Annotated in this window: 1 protein-coding gene; it reads left to right on the plus strand. The window is 69.9% G+C overall.

Annotation, left to right across the window (positions count from 1 at the left end):
• Positions 1-3,123, plus strand: a 3,123-nt coding sequence (locus tag G5C65_RS34360; protein ID WP_241266263.1) for a type I polyketide synthase, incomplete at both ends; no start/stop codon positions are given.

The following is a 3,123-nucleotide window of genomic DNA, read 5'->3' on the forward strand; positions in this document are numbered from 1 at the left end:
CCGCCTTCACCTCGACCCGCCCCAGCCCCCTGCTCTCGGATCTTCCGGAGACTGCAGACACGCTGGAGGCCACACCGAGCAGCAGTACCGGTGCGGGATCGAGGCTGCTGCAGCAGTTGTCCGGCGCCACGAGCGCCGAGCGACGCCAGACGCTGCTGGACCTGGTACGTACGCAGGCCGCCCAGGTCCTCGGACACACGAACGCGGAGGCCATCGAACCCGGCCGGGCCTTCCGCGACCTTGGCTTCGATTCCCTCACAGCCGTCGAACTACGCAACCTGCTGACCACACACACCGGACTGCCACTGCCCGCCACGCTGGTATTCGACCACCCCAGCCCGGCCGTCCTGACCGACTACCTGCTGGCGGAGCTGGTCGGAGATCTCCAGCAGGACTCCGCCACACCGGTGCCCGCTGCGGGCGGGGTGTCGGACGAGCCGATCGCGATCGTGGGCATGGCCTGCCGCTACCCCGGCGGAATCACCTCACCCGACCAACTGTGGAACCTGGTCGCCGACGCGGCCGATGGGATCACCCCCTTCCCCGCCGACCGCGGCTGGCCGGTGGCCGGGCTGGGCAGTGACTACGCACCGGTCGGTGGGTTCGTTCATGACGCCGATGAGTTCGATGCCGAGTTGTTCGGGATCTCACCGCGTGAGGCGTTGGCGATGGATCCGCAGCAGCGGCTGCTGCTGGAAGCGGCGTGGGAGGCGTTCGAGTCGGCCGGGATGGACCCGCGGTCGGTGAAGGGGCGCAGCGTCGGGGTGTACGCGGGCGCGTCCTCGTCCGCCTATGGCATCGGCGGCGTGCCGGGCACTGAAGGGCATGTGCTGTCGGGCACGTCGAACAGCGTGATCTCCGGCCGTGTGTCGTATGTGTTCGGGCTGGAGGGTCCCGCCGTCACTGTGGACACGGCATGTTCGTCGTCGCTGGTCGCGCTGCATTTGGCGGCGCAGGCGCTGCGGTCGGGTGAGTGTGGCCTGGCGCTTGCCGGTGGTGTGACGGTGATGGTGAGCCCGGGTGCGTTCGCCGAGTTCGGCCGGCAGGACGGGCTGGCGGCGGATGGGCGGTGCAAGTCTTTTGCGGCGGCGGCGGACGGGACCGGCTGGGCCGAGGGCGTCGGCCTGCTGCTGGTCGAGCGGCTGTCCGATGCGGAGCGCAACGGGCATCAGATCCTGGCGGTGGTGCGGGGCAGTGCGATCAACCAGGACGGTGCGTCGAACGGCCTGACGGCGCCGAACGGCCCCTCCCAGCAGCGCGTCATTCACCAGGCGCTGACCAACGCCCAGCTGACCGGTGCGGAGGTGGATGCGGTCGAGGCGCACGGCACGGGGACCCGCCTTGGTGACCCGATCGAGGCCCAAGCCCTGCTGGCCACCTACGGCCAGGACCGCGGCGAGGACGACGAACCGCTGTGGCTGGGCTCGATCAAATCCAACATCGGCCACACCCAGGCGGCCGCAGGTGTCGCCGGTGTGATCAAGATGATCATGGCGATGCGGAACGGCGTATTGCCTGCGACGCTGCACGTGGATGAGCCCTCCCCGCAGGTGGACTGGTCCGCCGGCGCGGTAGAGCTGCTCACCGAGGCGCGTTCATGGCCCGAGGCGGATCGTCCGCGCCGTGCGGCGGTGTCCTCGTTCGGGATCAGCGGGACGAATGCGCATGTCATCGTCGAGCAGGCGCCTGCGTCAGTCGAGGCTCGTGTCACTGAGCCATCGACGGTGCGGCCGGAGGCGGTGCCGTGGCTCGTATCCGCGAAGTCCGAGGCTGCGTTGCGGGCGCAGATCGAGCGGTTGCGGTCGTTCGTGGCGGAGCGGCCGGAGCTGGACGCGATGGACGTGGCCTGGTCGCTGGCGACGACTCGTGCGCCCTTGGAGTACCGCGCTGTGCTGGTCGGTGCGGACGAGCCGTCGAGGGGTGTTGCGGACGCGGGTCGCCTGGCGTTCCTGTTCACGGGGCAGGGTGCGCAGCGTGCCGGGATGGGGCTGGGGCTGTACGAGACGTTCCCGGTCTTCGCCGAGGCGTTCGACGCGGTGTGTGCGCGCCTTGACGTGCGGCTGGAGCGACCGTTGCGTGAGGTCCTGACTGATGGTTCTGGTCTGGATCGGACGATGTGGGCGCAGGCAGGCTTGTTCGCGCTTGAGGTCGCCCTGTTCCGCCTCGTCGAATCCTGGGGCGTGGAACCGGACGTACTCCTGGGCCATTCCCTCGGCGAGATCACTGCCGCCCACGTTTCCGGGATCCTCGATCTGGATGACGCGTGCACCCTGGTCGCGGAGCGTGGCCGTTTGATGCAGGGGCTGCCGTCCGGTGGCGGGATGCTGGCGGTGCAGGCGTCGGAAGCTGAGGTCGCCGACTCGGGTTTGGATGTCGCGGCTGTCAACGGCCCTCAGTCCGTGGTGCTGTCCGGCGACCTGGCGGCCATCGAGCGCTACGCGGCCGAGGGCGCGGCCCGCGGTCAGCGGGTCAACGTCCTGGGGGTGTCGCACGCGTTCCACTCGGTGCTGATGGAGCCGATGCTGGAGGAGTTTGCGAGCGTCCTGTCCGGGCTGACGTTCAGCCCGGCGCGGATCCCGATCGTGTCGAATCTGACGGGCGCGGTGGCCGAGCCGGGGTTGATGCAGGAGCCGGAGTACTGGCTGGACCAGATCCGCCGGACCGTCCGCTTCGCCGACGGCGTCACCGCCCTGCAAACCATGGGCGTGACCGCCTGCCTGGAGCTGGGCCCGGACGGCGTCCTGTCCGGCATGGCCCAGGAGACCGCCGCCGATACGGTGTTCGCCTCAGCCCTCCGTAAGGACCGGGACGAGACCGACACCGCCCTGACCGCGATCAGCCGCCTGTGGACAGTGGGCGCCGGCGTCGACTGGGCGAAGGTCTTCGCCCACTGGGGCGGCCGGGTGGTCGACCTGCCCACCTACGCCTTCCAACGCGAACGGTTCTGGCCGGAACCCTGGGTGAGCCCAGCCGTGGGTGACGGGGCCGACTCGGCCTTCTGGAACGCGGTCGAGCGTGAGGACCTGGAGGAACTGGCCGGTCTGGAATCGGCACTGCCCGCGCTGTCCGCGTGGCGCAGACGTCACCGGGAGCGCTCCACCCTGGACTCCTGGCGCTACCAGA

Source organism: Streptomyces boncukensis (assembly GCF_011045075.1).
GTDB lineage: Bacteria > Actinomycetota > Actinomycetes > Streptomycetales > Streptomycetaceae > Streptomyces > Streptomyces boncukensis.